Source organism: Chloroflexota bacterium (assembly GCA_026710945.1).
Classification (GTDB): domain Bacteria; phylum Chloroflexota; class UBA11872; order VXOZ01; family VXOZ01; genus VXOZ01.
The window spans coordinates 41,825-61,206 of the sequence record JAPOQA010000014.1 but is presented as its reverse complement, the minus strand read 5'-3'; the positions used below and the strand labels follow the sequence as shown (position 1 = coordinate 61,206).

Below are 19,382 nucleotides of genomic sequence, written 5' to 3'. Positions count from 1 at the left end.
TTTACGATCTATCCGTGACTCTGCGCGTAGGGACAAACAAGGATCGCCCCATGCCCAACTCGGCCGCACCAGCCCGGGCACATTGCGTAGCCCACGCATGGCGCTGCAATCTAATACAGCTTCGTCAATTCCACGCCAGTGTAGTACATCTTGAGGATCTGGTCGTAGGTCATTCCTCGGTTTGCCAGCGTAATAACGCTCCTCATCGGCATGCCCCAGCCGTGCCCGTCGAGTGTGGAACCTTCACTCACCGGATCCGGCACACTCACCGCCCACGGAAAGTCACTCCACGACCGCGTTCTCCCGTCGGCCGTCGCATAGTAAGCGGCGCGAATCAACTTGCCGTCATAGGTCATGAACTGGCCGCGCGTAGCGTTTGCGGCCGCCTCAAGATTACTGCCGAACGTCTCGCGGTAGTAGCCCAAGTACAATTGGTGTGAGTTCACGTACGGTTTGAACTCTTTCTCCGTGCCCGCGGTAATGTCGAACGGTTCCTTGCCGCAGATACATCCCAGTCCCGGCCACTGTGGATCCATGTGTGAAAGCGCATATGTGCGGTAGGCGACGGTGGCTGCTTTCAATCCTTCAGCCGGGAACGACTCCGGCTCCTCGCCTATGCCCTTCACGTAGTACTCCATCGGCAGCTCGTTGATGGCCCACATACGTTCAGAATACGTGGAATAGCGGACTTCGACCACGTTCCGGTACTGTTTGAAGCGTGGCATGTCGAGCACGGTCAGAATAGTGTTGCCACGGGCGACGAAGCGCGCATAGGAAGCGAATTCCGCCACGGTACGCCCGTCAACCGTCAAGCGATAGCTCGACTGAGACGGCAAATGCGTCACGGTGACAATCTCGTCAGCTTGAAAGTTGTAAGTAGTTCTCCCGTCCTCATCTCTTGCGCTGAATCTCCCGTCACCGGAAATGCGCATGCTCTCACTGGTAGTAGAAAAGACGCCAACCCGGATTGTCATACCATCTACGCCGCTCGTTACAAACGGGGTAGGTGTCGGCGTTGCAACTGGTGCCGGCGTGGGCGTGGGAGTAGGTGTTGGAGTAGGCTGAGGCACTTGGATGATGTAGGCTTGACGCAAGCCTGCTGATGGATCTCGCAATGCCGCCCATCCTCGCCCCTGCTGCCAGAGATCCCACTGCAGTATGTGCGATCCTCCTGTTGGTGGCGTAGTGAGGGAAAACGCAAGCGTTGCTACGCTGCCTGCAGGAACAGCATGGGGAAGCGGTTTCCGTGGACCCACCGCCACCGTTGCGCCGTGCTGGTTGAGCCAACGATACCCCACGGAGACTGCACCGGTCCCCGATTGCGACCAGCGCGCGATGCTGACGTTCTGCACTGCTACCTGCAAGTCAACGGCCTGTCTTGTCATGAGCGTTTCGGGCATTCCCGTGACCCAAAACTGCCCACGCGGCCCTACCTGCTCTGCTAATTCTTCACCAAGCAGGCCAAGCGTTATCTGATATTGCTCCGGCAGTTGAGGATGATACTCAAAGCGTGATCTTTGAAAGTATTGCACGCTTCTGCCGTTCTCTTGAATGACTTCCGAGATGGGATAGCCGAAGATATCCAGTCCCCCTCGCGAGTTGTAGAAACGCAAGAAAGTGCCGCTAACGACATGACCTGTTTCCGGAAAATATCGCTGGTTTTCCGTCGTTGGGACAGGAATTGCTTTGGGAAAATCGCGGCCGCTGGTCAGAATGTCGCCAAGCAGCCCCAGTTGCACCTCGTAGCGGGTCCCAGCGTGCTCGGGATGGTACTCGTAGCGCGCGCGCTGAAAGTACTGCACGGTAAATCCGTTTTCTTGAATCTCCGGAGTAATAGGATACCCGAAGATTTCCAGACCGCCTCGTTCCTCAAAGTACTTCTTGAATCCGAATGAAACCGACATGCCGGTTTCAGGGAAAGAGATGGTATCATCGTTAGCTTGCAGGCTTGAAGGCATAAAGGCAGCAAACAACGCAAGTATGATGAGACCAACGCGGAAACGAGAGCGGCCGCACGCGTTTCGGTACGTGCCAATCATGAACACACTATCCTCCAGTACGTTGTCTATTGCTTGTTATTCTCAGAGTGGCGCGCCAGCAGGTACGTGAGCAGAGAACAACTCACCCCGCTTCCATTGAGGCAATGCCGCCAACCGGCGCCAATCCCTCGGCTGTCCCAGCAATCTAGGTAGTGAGTTAATTCCAAGAATCCAAAGAGGAAGAGAATCGCTTCAAGCCGGCAGCAAAGCCGGTGAATACTCAATGGTGTGGGAGTCTACAAACGTGAAGAGTCAGGGGAATAGAGAAGGAGACGTTCCGTCTGGCTGCGACGGAAATTGTAGTGCTCCTTCTCTTAAGGGTACCACGAATACGGTGTTTAGCAACACCAAGCCGATTCGAGTGGTATGCAACTAAAGCGCATCAGAGCGTGATTCCGCCCGGTTCCGCACCATCGTGCAGAATTCAGCGATCGGCAATGCGCCACGATTTTCACCCGTGCGCAATCGGATATTCACCGCGTCGTCCTCGATCTCACGATCGCCTACTATTGCCATGTACGGTACTTTCTGAAGTTGGGCATCGCGTATCTTGGCATTCATCCGATCGGAACGGGTATCCACCTCTACACGAATGTCGGCTTGGGCAAGCGCAGCCTGCACGCTCTGTGCATACTCGTTATGCCGGTCGGCAATCGGGATAATTGCGACTTGGACCGGCGCCAACCACACAGGAAACGCGCCGCCGTAGTGCTCGAGCAAGATGCCGAAGAAGCGCTCGATGGAGCCATAGAGTGCGCGGTGGATCATGAAAGGCCTATGCGCGCCGCCATCCTCTCCGATGTACTCTAGCTCAAAGGTCTGCGGCAACCAAAAGTCGAATTGAATAGTAGATAGCTGCCAAGGACGTCCCAGCACATCCACTATCTTTATGTCAACTTTTGGCCCGTAGAATGCGGCTTCACCTTCCATACGCTTGTAGTTCAGATTGAGCCCTTCAAGGGCCCTCACCAGGCCGGCCTCCGCCATTTCCCAGTCTTTGGCCTCGCCCGCGTACTTGCTCGTGTCACCCTGTGCCCATGTACTCAGCTCCAACTGAAGGTCTTTGAAGCCATAAGTTTCGAGAATCTCCAGGCAAAAGTCCAGGACGCGGGTGAGCTCACTGTCCATCTGTTCCGGCTGGCAGAAAAGATGCGCATCGTCCTGCGTAAAGCCCCGCGCGCGCAGGAGCCCATGCAGCACGCCCGACCGCTCATAGCGATAGACCGTGCCGGTCTCCGTATAGCGCAAGGGCAGGTCACGGTAGCTGCGCGTGCGGCTCTTGTACACCTGGATGTGAAAAGGACAATTCATCGGCTTCAAGTAGTATTGCTGTTCGTCAACTTCCACGGGGGCATACATGTTCTCCGCGAACCAATTCAGGTGCCCGCTCGTGCGCCAGAGATTGGCCCTGCCGATGTGCGGCGTGTAGACAAACTCATACCCTCCGGCCCGGTGACTATCGCGCCAGTAGTCCTCCATCACGCTGCGCACGTGTCCGCCTTTGGCATGCCACACCACCAAGCCGGGGCCAATTTCATCGGAGAAGCTAAAGAGGTCGAGTTCACGTCCCAGTCGCCGATGATCGCGCCGCTCCGCCTCTTCCAGGAAGTTCAAGTACGTTCTGAGTTCTTTCTTTGTTTGCCAGGCCGTACCATACACGCGCTGGAGCTGCTGTCGGTTCTCATCGCCCCGCCAATACGCACCGGCCGTGCGGAGCAACTTGAATGCACCTACTGCGCCGGTAGACTCAACGTGTGGGCCTTCGCAAAGATCGATGAAGTCACCATTCTGGTAGATGTTCACGTCTTCGGCGTTGACGTCACGCTCCAGGTCTTCAATCAACTCCACCTTGTATGCTTGGTCTTGCTGGCGGAAAAACTCCTTCGCCTCAGCCACGGGCATAGTGGTGTGGTTGAAAGGCTGATCTTGATCGATGATGTCTTGCATACGCTGGCTGAGTTCGTCGAGGTCGTCCGGTGTCAGCGTCCTGGGTAAATCAAAGTCGTAGTAGAAGCCCTCATCGATCGCAGGCCCGATTGTTAGCTTTGCTTCGGGCATGTACTCGAGCATGGCCGTCGCGAGCACGTGCGCTGCCGAGTGTCGCATCGTATGCAAGTGCGCTGCACGCTTGCTGTCACCTGTGCCCTTTGATTGCGGCATTAGTCATTCTCCTCATAGTCAATTGACCTGGTTTGAAGCCACTGGCAATAGAAAAAGCCTCTCGTGTCAGGCGCGTACGAGAGGCCGTCAAGTGCTATTAGCAATGTCAATTACGCGTGTTGCTATCCTCTCGTCACCTGCAAGGAGAGTTCAGTCGTGGTGATATGGGCAATGCATCGTTGCCGGCGTGTGAAACCACCAATGCGATACACTACTGAAGAACTCCTCGCTGCGCTCTTGCAAGCGCGTGACGTGTGGAATACAGTCCAAATCCACTACCATATGATGCTACCGAAGTTTGCCTCTCCTGTCAACGCAGCCACTGCCCGTTGGGAGCGACGCGACCCGTTAGGAGTGGCCTTTGCGCGAAGCTGGTCACCGGCTCTTGCTGCCAGCAGAGACAGAGGCTAGTATTGGCGAACAGGGACTAAACCCCATGAGGATAAAGGCGAAAGAAGGCGTACGATGCAGGTCGATCTCGCGTATGGCCGCACTGGACTGACGATTTCATTGCCGCATGAGAATGTGGATATCGTAGAGCCCGTAGACCTCCCGGGAGTAGCCGATCCCCTCGCAGCGCTGCGCGAATCACTGCGTAATCCAATTGGAGCAAAGCCGCTTTGCGAGCTTGTCGGAGCAGAAGACACCGTAGCGATTGTCTTTTGCGACATCACCCGTCCGGCGCCAAATCACCTCATGATTCCGGCGATTCTTGCCGAACTCGCGAATGTGCCCCGGGAGAACTTCGTTCTCATTAACGCCACCGGCATGCATCGTCCGAATACGGATGCCGAATTGCGGGGCATGTTGGGCGAGGACGTGGTAGATAACTACCGCATTGTGAATCATGATTCGACGGATGCGTCTCAATTGCGCTTCCTGGGGGAAACATCCTCCGGCGGACCTGTTTGGGTCAATACCCATTACCTTGACGCTTCTGTCAAGATCCTCACCGGGTTTATAGAGCCACATTTCTTTGCGGGCTTTAGCGGCGGGGCAAAACTCATATTGCCCGGCATTGCCGGTGCAGATTCCGTAATGCACAATCACAACGCGGCAATGATCGGCCACCCGAAGGCCACCTGGGGACACTTAGAAGGTAACCCCATCCACGGTGAGCAACGCGAGGCGGCCGCGCTATGCCCGCCTGATCTCAGCTTGAACGTTACGATCAACAAGAGTAAAGAGATTACGGCTGTCTTTGCCGGCGAGATGATTCAGGCCCATGAAGCTGGGTGCGCCTTCGCGCGCCGCTCTGTGATGCGGCCGGTTGCCGAGCCGTACGACATCGTCATAACGACGAATAGCGGGTATCCCTTGGACTTGAACCTCTACCAAGCCGTTAAGGGCATGTCGGCAGCGTACCAGGTGGTGAAGCAAGGCGGCGCGATTGTCATTGCTGCCGAATGTGCGGAAGGCATCGGTCATGGTCACTTTGAGGACCTATTGCAGGAGCGGGAAACTCCGACCGCATTGCTGGACCTCATAAACAGTCCGGGGTTTTCCCGCTTTGACCAATGGGAGGCCCAAATTCTGGCGCAGATCCTCTTGAAGGCCGAAGTCCACCTCTATGCAGGTAATCTTTCCGACCAGTCAATTCGAGACGCGCACCTTACGCCGTGCCGCTCGATTGAGGAAACCGTGGCAGCGCTGCGGGAGAAATTTGGCGCCGGCGCTAGGACTTGCGTCCTACCTATGGGACCCTTGACCATTCCTTATGTCGCTGAACCGGCGTTGGCGTCTGTCTAGGAAGCCGGTGGTCTACCGTCTGCGTCCGCTGCCTCCATAGCCTTCCGACGGAATGGCCGTTGACGGTGGCGCCAGGCGTGCTCCCGGGTCCACGTCGAGAGTCATGTCTGAGACCAGTCCTTGCTGGAGCCGATAGTAACCGCATGCACCTATCATGGCGGCATTGTCAGTGCAGAAGGAAATGTCCGGAATCCGTACTGGGACCGGTGCGTGGGCAGTAATTTCCTCGCGCAAGAGACTATTCGCAGCCACGCCGCCTACGACGAGAATCATCTGGACTTTGAATTCTTTCGCCGCTTCCACGGTCTTGGCAACCAAGACATCCGCCACGGACTGCTGAAAACTGGCCGCAACCTGAGCAACATAGAGCGGAACATCCGCGCTCACAATGCCACCGGGAGCCGTTATTGGCGGTTCCGAGAGGTCTTGTTCTTTCATGCGACTTTGCATGTACCGCAAGACGGCAGTCTTCACGCCGCTAAAACTAAATTCGTACGTGCCCTGCATCCATGCTCTGGGCAGATCAACCATGTTGCGCCGGCCCCGCAATCCATAGCGCGAGAGTTGGTCTGCGGCCAACTGCACCGAAGGTCCACCAGGGTAGGGCAGGCCTAGAATGCGCCCGACTTTGTCAAAGGCTTCTCCGGCGGCGTCATCGCGAGTAGCACCTACCAGGCCGTAGTCTCCATGTCCGCGCATGAGCACAAGCTCCGTGTGCCCGCCGGACACCACCAGTGCAAGTAAGGGAAACCGTAGCTCATTCTCTTCCACGCTACGGCGTGCTCGCCTTGACCGCGAGAGCCAGGCTGCATAGACATGACCCTCAAGGTGATTGACGCCAATCAACGGAATTCCCAAGGAGAACGCAAGAGCCTTCGCGAAATTGACTCCAACCAAAAGCGCGCCCGCCAAGCCTGGCCCATACGTAACCGCAACGCCATCCAGCTCTTCCCACGCCACATCCGCGGCAATCAGGGCCTCAGTTACAACCGGCATTATGGCCCTCAAGTGCTCCCGCGAGGCTAATTCCGGTACCACGCCTCCATACTTCTGATGAATCTCGACCTGAGAAGCAACAATGTTGGAATGGACGAAACGACCGTCTTCCACGATTGCTGCGGCGGTTTCATCACACGAAGTCTCAATCGCGAGCAGAATCGACAAGAAACCCTCCTGTTTCAGGATATGATGTCGTCCAGCTATGCCTGTGCCGAAGGTCTGCTACACGCTCTTGGAGCATGTCCTGAAACCCTCCCACGTTTATGTCTTCGCTCCACATGACTAATGCATCTTCATGGTTATCGCTGTAGTAGCGCGGGCGTATCCCGGTGGACCGGAATGAATACTTCTTGTAAAGAGCGCGCGCCAAGGTGTTGGAGACGCGGACTTCAAGTGTCACCCAGCGCGCCGCAAGTCCGATTGCCACGTCGATGAGCGCCGTGAGCATCAATTCCCCAACATATTGTCCGCGCACATCCGGTCGCGACGCGATAGTCGTGATGTGGGCCTCATCCACCATGAGCCAGAGTCCGCCATACGCTACCAAAGTCGGTCTTCCGTACCGCCACTGTTGTTCACGTTCCTTGTCTACAGAAGGAAAGAGTGAAAGCGGAAACGGCTTAGGGCGCTTCTGATGAGATGCGCCAGGCCGGTCACCTTTTCCCGCAGCCGCTACTGCGTCTAAGTCGCGAATAACCAGGTAACGCGCCAGCTTGTTTTCCACGATTTCCCGGCGATAGGCATTGCGCGGCCAAGGCAGGCTGAAACAGGCTTCCTCAATACTGCGCACTTCAGCCACGTCCTCCAATTGCATTGGCTCTATCCGCAACCTCATGGAGTGAGGTTCAGGACGATCGTCAACTATGGCTTTTGGCTGTTCCATTACGCTGCCCACATGTCTGACACATCTCTATCGTTGAGCTTTGCCAGCAACAGTTTTGTCTGGCTGTGTCGCCCCACGAGGAGAAAAGCAACCCGACGTCTTCCTCTACATTCCAGCGACCCTTGAATCCTCAAGCGTCACTCAACAACGATTGTCACAGAGATCTACCTAATCTCCCTCAATTCTGCAAGACTAACGAGGAATAGAGACGATCCCCGTCTGTTTCGTTAGGGATTCTACCCGCCAATTGTAGGATTTATGCGGTGGCGCGGCACTTCGGCCGCAGGTCTGCGCAAATAGTCCGGTTCCGCTGTTAACGGGTCAACAGTCCAACCCTTCGCAAGATTGTCGGCACCGAGCACGGCTACCGTGCCGGCTCGCCGCACGCTGGAAAGCCCGGAGGGAAAGACTACAAGCTTCTTTTCAACTGAGTCCTCGACAAGTTTTCTGTGTTCATCCGAAATTTCGCCACAGATTACCGTACGCTTCACTATCCTGGTACATACGTCCTCAATGCCCAAGATCGCATAATCTTCAAGGCGGCGCCAATTCCTGGCGACGGATCGGTACCACCCCACGTAATACTCACCACGACCGGCCTGAAGCAACGCACACACGTGTGCATTGGAAGACTGCAAGTGTGGGAAAGCGATTGCGTCCAAGGTAGGAACAGTTACAAGCGGGACACCCAGTGTCAGACAGAAGCCCTTCGCCGTAGCCATACCTACGCGAAGACCGGAAAATGACCCCGGCCCCCCAACAACCGCTACCGCACTTATTGGGACTTGGCTTTGGGCAAGCGCATGCAGCCCATCCATGGTTGTCGCTGTCGCACTGGATTCGGGGGGAATTGCAGACTCAGGCGCTTGACCGCTGTTGGCGATCATTGCCCAAAGCTGGGTGATGCTCTCCATGAGTTGCTCGGTAGCATGGAACCCCGCAACCCAGTTGATCTCACCCAAGATACGCTCGTTAGCATAGTAAGCCACACCAAGTTGCCGCGTAGAAGTATCAATAGCCAAAAGCATTTTATGTAACTCAAACCTAGCGTGCTAGAAACCAAACGCAAGCCTGCGATACTCGTGAAGGATCTTTTGAAATCGGTCACCCTCTGACTCAAAGTGCAACGTCCGCTTTGTATCTGTCATGATTTCAATATTTATGAGAAGCCACGTTTCCGGCAGAAAGTCTCGCACTTTACGAGCCCACTCAATGACGCATATCCCATCTCCATCGATATACTCTTCGAGCCCTAGACTCCATAGCGAGTCGTTTGACCCGATGCGGTAAAGGTCTATGTGAAAGAGAGGCAGCCTACCGGACTGATACTCTTTGATGAGCGTATAAGAAGGGCTCGTTACCTGCTCTCTGACCTCCAACCCCAGGGCAACTCCTTGTGCAAAAACCGTCTTGCCTGCGCCCATTGTGCCCTCTAAAAGGACTACACTACCGGGCATCACCAGGGTCCCTAGCCTCAACCCGAGACGCTGAGTCTGCGCCTCGCTGTGGCTTATGCAGTCGAGCTTTTGGTCCACGTCTTTACTGGTCGACACTAGGGAATCCTCTCAATCGCCAGGAATGGGGATACCGTCAGCGCCAAAGTGATCGAAGCCTAGTCGGTCAACAGGCACTACGATTCCTCGTTCATCGCGCACTGTTACGACTCCACTATGGCCGGAAACAATTGTACCAATTACTGTGGCTTGCTCAAGAGTCTTGGCATTCAAGTGATCCTTCGCCCGTTGCATCGTGTCCGGTGGCGCAGCGAACAGCAACTCAAAATCCTCGCCACCACAAATGGCACGCGTCCGGTGCGAGCGGCCTAGAATCAATGGAAGTTCCGGATCGGTAGGTATGTCTTCCAGTTTGATTTCCGCTGCTACGCCGCTGGCTGCGCAGAGCTTCTGCAAGTCTGCGACCAAGCCGTCGCTAACATCCATTCCACACCGTACTCCCGCTTCGACAAGCGCTCGGCCTTCACGCAAACGTGGGATTGGCCGGCGCTGTGCCGACGTGAAGCGCACTGCGTGACTGTTTCGCCCACTGTCGCCTCTTTCCAGGAGCATGAGACCTGCTGACGCACTACCTAGGACTCCCGTAACGGCAATTTGGTCTCCAACCTGAGCCGTGGTCCGCAGAAGAACGCGCTCGCGGCTCTCTACTTCGCCAAACACAGCCACGTTTACGATTACTTGCTCGCTCGACGAGAGATCTCCTCCAAGAATTGGGGTGCGCGACTCTTTCGCCAAAGGTGCCATCCCCTCATAGAACGCCGTAACGTCGGCGATTTCACATTTAGCAGGAAGGCACAGAGTAATAAATGCTCCAACCGGTGTACCACCCATTGCGGCAATATCGCTAAGACTTGCCGCGAGCGCCTTCCATCCAATTTCCTCCCAGCTGAAGGTACCCAGCCGAAAGTCGACATCTTCCACAAGAGCGTCAGTGGTAGCTACCAACCAGCCAGTGCCCTGATGCCACAATGCCGCATCATCTTGAAAGCCCAATGCCATTTCCTGATTAGCAAAGGCTTTCTTCGCGATACGATCGATGAGCCCAAACTCTCCGATATCCCCAAGGGTTAAGGCCATGTTCCCTCGCCATGCGTGCATCCGAGTTCAGAATAGCAGGCGCGCACTGGCTGGGCAAATGCATGCTGCCTTACTGTTGGATGCCCTTGGGCGCAATTGCTACTAAGATTGAGTTATCGCGATTTCAGCCCCACATGCAGTGTAGGGCACCCGAGCGTACGATTGGAATGCAGCGCAAGAGCGCGCTTCCGTATGCTACCATGCCCACAGCATTACACTTGAGGAGCTATAACAAGCCTAGTTGTGGAGTGCTTTCTTTTTCATCCTTGCGCAGTTTTGCCGGAGGGCCGACCCAGGGTCAAGTGCCGAGCAGATCGCTCTCACGTGCGAAGGGTAGAAGGTAACGACTCCGCGGAGGCGAATTTGCCGGGGATGCGATGCCGGCCGCCGGGACTTCCCGTGACACGTGCGGCTCGAGGCACGGAAGGGTCTTGTTATTCGACCGGCAAGGCCAACTCATGAAACTGGAACGAACCGACAAAGTACGAGGGTCACTGAAAGACACTCTAACTAACCGTATCAATGGTTCAAGACGAGAGAGGTGTTGCAGTAGTGACAGAGCAAGTGAAAGACCGGCTTCGGACTGAGATTGCCGACCTCGCGAGCCTGCACGGTCCTTCCGGCAGGGAACAAGCAGTCATTGCCGACCTGGCAGAGCGCCTGCGACCGCGCGCGCAGTCCGTTTGGGTCGACCGTATGGGAAACCTCTTTGCTGATTATGGCGGACCGAAAGACGCGCCCCAAGTGCTGCTGGATGCGCACGCAGACGAAATCGGCTGTCTCGTACGGAGTATCGAACCGGAAGGCTTCCTGCGAATTTTCAAGGTGGGCGGTATCCTCGACAGTCTGCTCGTCGGGAGAAAAGTCTCCGTGAACGGCCTGCGAGGCGTGATTGGAGTGAAGGCCGGGCACCTCCAGACCCCTGAGGAACAGGGCACCGTCGTATCGGTAAAGGACCTTTATGTAGACCTTGGCTTTTCTTCCGCACAGGAAGTTAGGGAAGCCGGCATCGCGGTCGGCGATCCGGTAACGTACGTTAGTGAAGTTGAGGAGTTAGCCAATCCGAACCGCCTGTGCGGTAAAGCAATTGACAATCGCGCCGGATGCGCGGTGTTGCTCAACGCTATCGATCAATTGACAGAGTTATCACCGCCGATCCGTCTGTTGGCCCAGTTCACGGTGCAGGAAGAAACGGGACTACGCGGCGCCGGACCCGCGGCATTCAACTTTGCGCCACACCTTGCAATAGCAATTGACACCGTGCCCTGCGGAGACACGCCGGATGTCAAGTTTCATAGCGAGTTGCCGATTGCATTGGGTATGGGACCGGTACTCCAAGCCGCCAGCAGCAGTTCATACGGAGGCATGATCACGCCTAAGAGTGTGCTTGATTTCGCAATCCGCACTGCCAAACAGAATGGGATTCCGCATCAGGAAGCCATCCTCGAAGGCGGCAGCACCAACGCGACCGCCATTCACTACTCACGCAGCGGGGTCCCTGCCATTGCCGTCACGATTCCACGTCGTTATTCACATTCCCCAATCGAGGTCGTCGACCTCGACGATGTCTCTGCTACGCTGCAGCTTGTAGTTGCAATGGCGCGCAGCGCAGGTGAAGAAGACATGGCCTTCCTCGCGGACTAACTCGAAGACAACTGAAGACTCGCTGCAGCACTAACTGCTGCGTTCGGTGTTGGAATTGATCCCGCGCCAGAAGTGATTTACGGGACTGTGGCCGGCCCCTATCGCATAGGCATGCCGCAGCGCTCCGGTAAGGTACTCTTTTGCTTCCCTCACCGCATCCGGGAGCTTGAGACCGAGCGCAAGATAGGCGGCAATGGCAGAGGCCAATGTACAACCCGTACCGTGGTCGTTATTCGTTGCGATTCGTTCCTGCTCATACGTATAGAACTCTGAACCATCAAAGAGAATGTCTCGCGCGGAACCGGCGGCATGTCCGCCCTTTATGAGCGCTGCACGGCACCCAAATTCGACAATTGCCTGTGCCGCCCGACGCATCTCACTCTCCGCCTGCACCTGCCTCCCCAGTATCCGCTCCACTTCAGGCAGATTTGGCGTGACGATTGTAGCGAGTGGGAACAGAGATTCACGGTACCCGGCAACCGCCGTGTCGTCTACGAGCGGATCGCCGCCTTTCGCAGCCATGACCGGGTCGACGACGAGCGCCTGTGGAGGCTCTGCTTTCATCTGAGCTGCTACGACATCAATGATCTCGGCGTTGGCCAGCATGCCGGTCTTGACTGCTACCGCGCCTATATCTGAGCGCACCGATCGGATTTGCTCTGCCACCAAGGACGGGGGCAGTGCCAGCCAATCCTGTACGCCGCAGGTGTTCTGGGCGGTCACGGCAGTAACGACAGTGCTGCCGTACACGCCGAGAGCAGAAAACGTCTTTAAGTCCGCTTGTATGCCCGCGCCGGCCCCGGAATCTGAACCCGCTATGGTCAGGACGTGTCTTGCCAATGTTTCCTCCGAACCATTGCGCAGTCATGCGCGACGAGTGTTAGTCCGTGGTCTTGGGCCATCGCAATCGCTGTGGCAGATTCTGAACCCGGTTGCAGCCAAATGTGCTCGATGCCCATTGCAACGCACGACGCTACGATCTGTTCTGTTGCGGCGGGAGGCACAACTGTTACTACCACCTCAGGCCTCTCAGGAAGGTCAGCTAGCGATGGATATACCGCATGTCCCGCCACAACACCGCCTTTCAGGTTTACGCCTATCACGCGATACCCGGACTCAAGCAGGACCAAGAAGACGCGATGGCCGTACTTCCGGGCATCTTGCGAAACGCCTACCACGGCCCATGATCGCAGATTGACCAGCCTGGCTACGCGCTCTTCGTGATCCCCCGCGAAATCAACAGTCATTGCAAATGAACATCCTCAACCCACGAACCACTCTGACCGTAGCCCAGCACAGGCACACCAGGTTCACGCTAGCAGTGATCCCCGCCCTTAATCTAGAATACGTCCTCGCGAAACTTTTCTATGCGCGAGAGTTGGCACGCCAACCACACCTCCATGGGCATAATTGGCCGCGCATACGCCGTTACTACTGTATCGCCCGCATTTTCCAGCCGGTCCAGCAAGGTCGTATATTCAGATTCAAGATAGGCGATCGTGAGCTCTGCCTTGGGCAGTGTGGAAAGTCTCGCCTGTAGGAGCACGATATTGGATTCAACGACGTCAAAGGGTTCGTAAATACGTCCGAAAGCGAATGAGGGATCGTTGATCAGCCGTTGCGTGGTCCGTCGAAATGATAGTCGCGACACAATTGCCTTCTTTTGTCCGACGCCAGTTAATCGGAAAATCTATCTGCAAATCCAAGCGCTATCGTCCAATAGCGCGAGCACCTCGTCGTTGACACGTGGTTGGCCCCAGTATACTATGGGTTTCATAGGCCGCCAAGGAAATTTGGCGGCAATGTGTTCTTGTCAATGAGTCTGTTAAAGTGTGTTCGCGGAGCTCTTATCGTGCAAGTTTCGTGTCTACAGGAAAACCTCGCTAAAGGCCTTGCCATCGTCGGCCGGGCCGTCGCCACGCGCAGTCCTCTCCCGGTCCTAAGCAATGTGCTACTAGCAACCGATCAAGGGAGATTGAAGCTCTCCGCCATGAATCAGGAGATTGGCATCGTCCATTGGATTGGGTGCAAAGTTGAGACGGAGGGAGAAGTCACCGTCCTCGCGCGTCTGCTGGGTGAGTTTATCGGTTCACTGCCTAACGAGCGAGTGGACGTGCGGTTGGACAAGGAAGATCTAACCCTTCACCTCAATTGCGGGAGATACCAGGCGAACGTCAAAGGAATAGCCGCTGAAGAGTTCCCCCCAATACCGTTGGGGGAGGGCGACCCCACGCTCGTTTTAGATGCAACACTGCTGCGGGAGAGCATCGAACAGGTCGCCATGGCGGCTGCCAGCGACGACCCCCGCCAGTATCTCCAAGGGGTTGCCGTAATCATTGAACCCGATAAGGTCGTGCTCGTGGCTTCAGACGGCTTCCGCATGGCGGTGCGGACCCTTGCGGTGGAGAGCGGCGTGAGCGAGAAGACTGAGTTCATCGTGCCGGCGCGCAGTTTTTTGGAACTCTCGCGCATTCTGGGCGATAGCGAGCATCCGGTTGAAATTCGCCTGACACAGAATCGCAACCAGGTGATTTTCAGTACCGGTGACGTACATTTGGTTTCACGCCTCATCGAAGGTACGTTTCCGAACTACACGCAGATGATTCCTCCCAACTTCCAAACTGAGATTCACGTTTCGACGCTGGATCTCATGCAGTCTGCGCGCATGGCGTCGTATTTTGCCCGCGACGGGGCCAACGTGATAAAGCTGGAGGCCGCGCCTGAAGCAGAGCCGGACGGCAAAGCGGCCCGTGGCAATCTAACCATCACGGCCACTGCCACCGAGCTGGGAGACAATCGCTCAGACCTTGAAGCTCAGGTCAAGGGAGAGGAAACGCTCATTGCCTTCAATGCCCGCTATTTGCTTGATTGCATCAATGCCATCAATTCGCCTGACGTGCGGATCGAGCTAGCGGGTTCAACCAGCCCGGGAGTCATTCGCCCCACCGATGACACCGATTATGTCCACGTCATCATGCCCATGCACACGGTGCGGTAGGTATGCGAACTGAAACTGAGCGGAACCCCATCGTTCAGGATGACGTTTTGCCCGAGTCCGAGCGGGGCAACATTGTTCGCACCGCAGTTTGCCAGTACGCTCCTATTCTCGGTGACTTGCCTGCGAACGTTGAGAAAGGCACGCAAGCCATTCAAGAGGCAGCCGAGGCTGGCGCAGACTTGATAGTACTTCCTGAAATGGCAAATAGTGGCTACGTCGTGCATTCCAGCGCGGAAGCACGAGCGCTCGCGGAGTACACGGATGAGAGTCCTGCCGTTGCCCGGTGGCACCAACTTGCGCAGGAATATGATACCTACATCGTCGCAGGATTTGGTGAAAAGGTCAGCGATACAGCGCTTTACAACTCGGCCCTCGTCATTGGCCCCACCGGCATTCTTGGCACTTACCGCAAGACGCATCTCTTCTTCGAAGAAAAACTCTACTACAGACCGGGTGACCTGGGATTTCCGGTCTTTGATCTGCCGTTTGGCAGAATTGGCATATTGATCTGCTACGATTTGCGCTTCCCCGAGGCGAGCCGAATCTTGGCCCTCAAGGGCGCCGACGTGATTTGTGTGCCTACCAATTGGGTAAGCATGATGACGCCGGATAGAATTTGGGATTCACAAGGGTACTGTCAGGCGAATTATGTGGCCCTGGCCAATGCGGCGATGAACCAAGTCTACATGGCGTGCGCCGACCGCGTGGGCGCAGAGCGCGGCATCCAGTTCCTTGGTTGCAGCCTCATCATCGACCCTGCCGGAACGCCCTTAGCCGGGCCCGCCAGCAAAGACGGCGAGGAGGTGCTCGTAACGGAAATGAACCTTTCTGCCGCCCGTCGGGCAAAAAACCGCAATGAGCTGAATCACACATGGCTCGACCGACGGACAGATCTCTATAGTGCCACGTTGGGGTATGAGTCTGGTCCGCCAGCGTAGTACGTTGTTCCTGGTTGGCAGAATGAGAGCAATGCCTGCAGCAGACGCAGAACGGACCTCCTCCACTGTCCGCAAGATTCTTTCGAAGTTTGACTCCCCCCCCTCCCAATCTTCTTGAGCAAGAGACTTACCGGATAAAGTCACATGTTTGGATTGAGACTGCGCATTTGAAAGGCAAGGGATAGATTATGAAACTCACACCGCAAACCCTGCACGGCGTTGTCGTCGCCATCGTAACACCGTTCCAGTCCAACCAAGACATAGACCTGGACGGGGCAAAGCAGCTAACCAGGTTCCTCATCGATGCCGGGGTTCACGGAATCATGACCACCGGCGGCAACGGAGAATTTCCCCATATGCTGCAGGATGAGAAGAGGGCCGTGACGGCGGCAATCGTGGAGGAAGCCGCAGGGGCGATTCCAATTATTGCGGGAACTGCAGCCGCTGGAACGCGGGAAGCGGTGCTCCTCGGACAAGATGCGAAGGACGTCGGCGCAGACGGCACTATCGTTACGGCCCCGTATTACTTTCAACTCTCAGAGGATGCTCTTTTTGCCCACTACGAGACCCTCGCAACCGAAGTAGACTTGCCCATGGTGCTCTACAATAATCCGCTCTACACCGGCAACGAGATTACGCCAGCCTTGATTGACCGTCTGGCTGCCGTTCCCAACGTGATTGGGTTGAAACAAAGTAATGCCGACTTTGGCATTCTCATGGAGAATATACGCACGAACGGCGACAAGGTGGCCGTGCTGACAGGGATAGACAGCCAGTTCTACGCTGCCCTCGCCTCAGGCGCTACCGGTATCTTTTCGACCGCTGCCTGCGTGATTCCTCGCGAAATGGTAGCAATCTACGCAGCGGTTCAGTCCGGGGCATTCGCGGAGGCCCGCCAGCTTCAATTGAAACTCCAGGCCCTGAATCGGTACTTAGAGTACGATCCCGGCTATGTGGGTCCCTGCAAAGCGGCATTGCGCATGCTGGGACTCCCCGCCGGGCCCGTCCGCGGCCCCTTGCCGGAAGTGACCCCTGATGAAGAAGCGGGGGTGCGCGCCGGACTCGAAGAGCTTGGGTTGCTCTCCTAGGATTCAGGTTGCACAGAGCTCCAAGACCGTTCGTGCTGAGCACTTCGACAAGCTCAGTACTGGCCCGTCGAAGCATGGACGGCCCTTCGACAAGCTCAGGGCGAACGGATAGCGCTGAGACCCTCGACAAGCTCAGGGCTTGCCCCGTGCTCGATACGGGGGCGAACGGATTGCGCTAAGCACACCGACAAGCTCAGTACAGGCCCGTGGCAGCATGGACGGCCCTTCGACAGGCTCAGGGCGAACGGACAACGCTGAGCACTTCGACAAGCTCAGAGCCTTCCCCGTACCCGACACGGGGGCGAGCAGGTGACGATGCCCGACACCCCCCCTTGAACACCGCCTTAGGCCTCTATCGCCTCCATGATCACCCGGCCTTCGGCGTCGCGGGGCTGCGGTACTCCCAAGAGATAGGCAAGTGTGGGTGCGATATCGACGCTGCGCGCTTGTCCCTCCAATGCGGATCCATTGCGAATGTTGGGACCGTTGACGATAAAGGTCGTATGCTGACCGCCTATTCCCAAACTGACCGCGGGCAGATGTCGACCGTGGCACGCGTCGAATTCAGGATGCACCGCCCAGACGACATCGCCTACAAGGTCGCCCCAAAGGTTGAGCATCTCAGCGTTTTCGCGTGTGACCGCCAGAGCGAAGGGTTGCTTGCCGGTATTGGGGTCTACGTACGTCGTCAGTGCGTGAATGACCTGCTGCTGCACCTTATCGAAGTCCTCCGGCTCGACGATTCCGCCGGGGTCGCGCCCCTTGAGGTTGATGAAGACGTGAATCGTGCCCACCGGTATGGCTGCGCTCTTGCTTAGATCGATCTCCCCGGTTGCCGGATCGGTAACGAGCAATCCGACCTCCTCAAGCACATCCGCCGCGGCAATTGGCGGGACAAAGTCCGGTGTGCCGCCATGGTCTGAAGTCACAACGACTACCGTCTCGCTGTCTTGTAGCTCCAGGAGCCTCCCGACCCAGCGATCTACCGAGGCGAGGAGGCGGGTCATGCCCTCTCGCGAGCGAGCAATAACACTCTCCGCTGCCCCGCAGCGCGGATCCGTCTGAGCCATGAAGAAGTGGTTGCCATAGTCAAGCGAATGGACTTCTGTGAAGAGTACGTCCCAATCGCGCGTAGCACAGAGGTGATGCGCAACGTCGGCTAAGCAGTCATGATGCACGTCCACCAGCTCGAAGAAGGTCTCGTCGTCAACCAGTCCCAGGGTGTCACGCGCCGGATTCTGTAAGAATGGCCCGACGTGCGTATCGATTTCGTCAGCGACCTCCGCCGGATATGTGTAGCCCTCTGTGGCCCAGACCTGGGGCATGAACATCTCAAACGTGTCACCATCGGGGGTGAGCGTAATGAGCTTGAAGCGCACGTACCCCGTGAGCGTGCGGTCACCGATGGTGAATTGCTGCCGCGACCAATCGCTCCAATCGCCAATGGCAAGATCGGCTATGGCCTGGCTGCCGTCGCGAGATGTGCACACCCGCACCCGGTCGTAGCCTGCGCCCGCCTGTGCGTAAACGAGACCATAGAACGGGCGTGCCGCCGCACCTTCCGTGCCCCAGGCCGTCAAGTCCGAGCGCCCGCGCGCAAGTGGCTGCACCGTCAATTCCACTTCCAGGGGAGGCTTTGCAGACTCCGGCACATGCGACCACTGATCCCGGTCAGCCGGACGCAAGGCCACACGATCAACATCATCCCCCTCCTGCAGCGTGCTGGGATCCACCGCCTCCGCGTCTACCCCGCCGCCAATGGGACGTGGGCGCCAGTCTCCCGCAACCCAGAGGTGGTATCCCGCGATCTGATGGTGGTTAGCCACGCCGGGCCCGGTGCCTTCAACCTGAACCCCTTTAGTAATCGTCGGCGGCCACGACATTTCCCACTTCACCAAGATTGGCGTCTTGCCCGCGCGTTCCAGCGTATTCCAAAAGTATTCTGCCTTTGATAGCTCTGTATTAACGCCCCAGATTGTTTCTGTCAACGGCCGGCCTCGCGCGCGAATGTTGAAGTCCATCACCTCATGGGTTCCCGGCCACGCACCGGTAGCGATTGATGTCCAGCCAGGAGGAGTGAGGGTGGGAAAGACGCCCAGCATCGGCCGCCATGCGCCGGTGTCCATCAGGTGCTTGAGATGCGGCGTTGCTCCCTGTGCCGCCATGTGCCGCACGATCTCCATACTTGCGCCGTCAATTCCGATTACAATTGCCCGCTTGGCCAATGCCGCCATGGTCCGCACTCCTCCTAGGGGAATTTCTGATTTTACGAGAGGCTTTACACCAATAAGTA

General features: G+C 56.7%; 16 protein-coding genes. 5 read left to right on the top strand and 11 right to left on the bottom strand.

Annotated features, from left to right (window positions below; genetic code table 11):
- Window positions 1-110: 110 nt before the first annotated feature.
- Window positions 111-2,039: a hypothetical protein gene (locus OXE05_02040; protein ID MCY4436099.1), complete on the bottom strand. Its 1,929-nt coding sequence runs from the start codon at window positions 2,037-2,039 to the stop codon at window positions 111-113.
- A gap of 372 nt (window positions 2,040-2,411) precedes the next feature.
- On the bottom strand, window positions 2,412-4,199 hold the full coding sequence (gene thrS / locus OXE05_02035; GenBank protein ID MCY4436098.1) for a threonine--tRNA ligase: 1,788 nt from the start codon (window positions 4,197-4,199) through the stop codon (window positions 2,412-2,414).
- A gap of 465 nt (window positions 4,200-4,664) precedes the next feature.
- Between thrS and larA the strand changes: the two genes are divergently transcribed.
- Window positions 4,665-5,948, top strand: coding sequence for a nickel-dependent lactate racemase (larA, locus tag OXE05_02030; GenBank protein MCY4436097.1), 1,284 nt, complete (start codon window positions 4,665-4,667; stop codon window positions 5,946-5,948).
- Between the two features lie 12 nt (window positions 5,949-5,960).
- Here the strand turns inward: larA and tsaD are convergent, their stop codons facing one another.
- From tsaD to thiL, 5 genes are all read right to left on the bottom strand, one after another.
- A complete protein-coding gene (gene tsaD / locus OXE05_02025; protein ID MCY4436096.1) occupies window positions 5,961-7,112 on the bottom strand; it encodes a tRNA (adenosine(37)-N6)-threonylcarbamoyltransferase complex transferase subunit TsaD in 1,152 nt (383 codons plus the stop codon).
- A complete protein-coding gene (rimI, locus tag OXE05_02020) occupies window positions 7,090-7,830 on the bottom strand; it encodes a ribosomal protein S18-alanine N-acetyltransferase (protein MCY4436095.1) in 741 nt (246 codons plus the stop codon). The genes tsaD and rimI overlap by 23 nt, the downstream gene beginning before the upstream one ends.
- A 236-nt stretch (window positions 7,831-8,066) precedes the next feature.
- Window positions 8,067-8,858, bottom strand: coding sequence for a tRNA (adenosine(37)-N6)-threonylcarbamoyltransferase complex dimerization subunit type 1 TsaB (tsaB, locus tag OXE05_02015; protein ID MCY4436094.1), 792 nt, complete (start codon window positions 8,856-8,858; stop codon window positions 8,067-8,069).
- Between the two features lie 24 nt (window positions 8,859-8,882).
- A complete protein-coding gene (gene tsaE, locus OXE05_02010; protein MCY4436093.1) occupies window positions 8,883-9,383 on the bottom strand; it encodes a tRNA (adenosine(37)-N6)-threonylcarbamoyltransferase complex ATPase subunit type 1 TsaE in 501 nt (166 codons plus the stop codon).
- A gap of 12 nt (window positions 9,384-9,395) precedes the next feature.
- Window positions 9,396-10,421, bottom strand: coding sequence for a thiamine-phosphate kinase (gene thiL / locus OXE05_02005; protein MCY4436092.1), 1,026 nt, complete (start codon window positions 10,419-10,421; stop codon window positions 9,396-9,398).
- Between the two features lie 552 nt (window positions 10,422-10,973).
- On the opposite strand from thiL, the gene OXE05_02000 reads away from it, so the two are divergent.
- Window positions 10,974-12,065 (top strand): M20/M25/M40 family metallo-hydrolase, encoded by a 1,092-nt coding sequence (locus OXE05_02000; GenBank protein ID MCY4436091.1) that lies wholly within the window; start codon window positions 10,974-10,976, stop codon window positions 12,063-12,065.
- 30 nt (window positions 12,066-12,095) lie between these two features.
- Here OXE05_02000 and thiD read toward each other — a convergent pair whose 3' ends face one another.
- From thiD to OXE05_01985, 3 genes are all read right to left on the bottom strand, one after another.
- On the bottom strand, window positions 12,096-12,905 hold the full coding sequence (gene thiD / locus OXE05_01995) for a bifunctional hydroxymethylpyrimidine kinase/phosphomethylpyrimidine kinase (protein ID MCY4436090.1): 810 nt from the start codon (window positions 12,903-12,905) through the stop codon (window positions 12,096-12,098).
- Entirely contained in the window at window positions 12,887-13,312 is a 426-nt protein-coding gene (locus OXE05_01990; protein ID MCY4436089.1) for a CoA-binding protein, read from the bottom strand. The genes thiD and OXE05_01990 overlap by 19 nt, the downstream gene beginning before the upstream one ends.
- Window positions 13,313-13,404: 92 nt before the next feature.
- Complete coding sequence (locus OXE05_01985) at window positions 13,405-13,716, bottom strand: hypothetical protein (GenBank protein MCY4436088.1); 312 nt, start codon at window positions 13,714-13,716, stop codon at window positions 13,405-13,407.
- 201 nt (window positions 13,717-13,917) lie between these two features.
- Between OXE05_01985 and dnaN the strand changes: the two genes are divergently transcribed.
- The 3 genes from dnaN (at window position 13,918) to OXE05_01970 (ending at window position 17,089) form a co-directional block, all read left to right on the top strand.
- Window positions 13,918-15,063, top strand: a complete 1,146-nt coding sequence (dnaN, locus tag OXE05_01980; GenBank protein ID MCY4436087.1) for a DNA polymerase III subunit beta — start codon at window positions 13,918-13,920, stop codon at window positions 15,061-15,063.
- 2 nt (window positions 15,064-15,065) lie between these two features.
- The gene (locus OXE05_01975; GenBank protein ID MCY4436086.1) at window positions 15,066-16,001 is read left to right on the top strand and encodes a nitrilase family protein; all 936 of its coding nucleotides are present in this window, start codon (window positions 15,066-15,068) and stop codon (window positions 15,999-16,001) included.
- A gap of 188 nt (window positions 16,002-16,189) precedes the next feature.
- Window positions 16,190-17,089, top strand: a complete 900-nt coding sequence (locus OXE05_01970; GenBank protein MCY4436085.1) for a dihydrodipicolinate synthase family protein — start codon at window positions 16,190-16,192, stop codon at window positions 17,087-17,089.
- Between the two features lie 344 nt (window positions 17,090-17,433).
- Here the strand turns inward: OXE05_01970 and OXE05_01965 are convergent, their stop codons facing one another.
- The gene (locus tag OXE05_01965; protein MCY4436084.1) at window positions 17,434-19,323 is read right to left on the bottom strand and encodes an alkaline phosphatase family protein; all 1,890 of its coding nucleotides are present in this window, start codon (window positions 19,321-19,323) and stop codon (window positions 17,434-17,436) included.
- Window positions 19,324-19,382 lie beyond the last annotated feature (59 nt).